The sequence below is a fragment of the Methylobacterium sp. C33D genome, from assembly GCF_053345825.1.
This window is the reverse complement of record NZ_JBKFAV010000135.1, coordinates 1-423: the sequence shown is the minus strand read 5'-3', so window position 1 is coordinate 423 and position 423 is coordinate 1. Positions and strand designations below refer to the sequence as shown.

1 protein-coding gene is annotated in these 423 nt (G+C 70.2%); it reads left to right on the top strand.

Annotated elements, in window-relative coordinates:
* Positions 1-423, top strand: a 423-nt coding sequence (locus tag ACLBXO_RS31730; protein WP_447687916.1) for an IS3 family transposase, incomplete at both ends; no start/stop codon positions are given.

Here is a 423-nt window from a genome sequence, read left to right as displayed (position 1 = left end):
CCTGGAAGCCCAGGGGCCGACGCGGCCGTCCGCCTGCACCCGACGCCGCGTTGCTCGGCGCGATCCAGGCGCTCATCGCCGATCTGCCGACCTACGGCTATCGGCGCGTCCATGCCCTTCTGCGCCGACAGGCCGAGCGGGACGGTCGGCCTGCACCGAACGCCAAGCGGGTCTACCGGGTCATGAAGGTGCACGGTCTCCTGCTGCAGCGACATGTGGGCGGAGCCGAGACGCGTCGTCACGAGGGCAAGGTGGCGGTGGCCACGCGCAACACGCGCTGGTGCTCGGACGGGCTAGAGATCGCAGCAGAGAACGGTGAGCGTGTGCGGGTCGCCTTCGCGCTCGATTGCTGCGATCGGGAAGCGATGAGCTACGTGGCGACCACGGCGGGCATCACGGGCGAGGACGTCCGCGACCTGATGG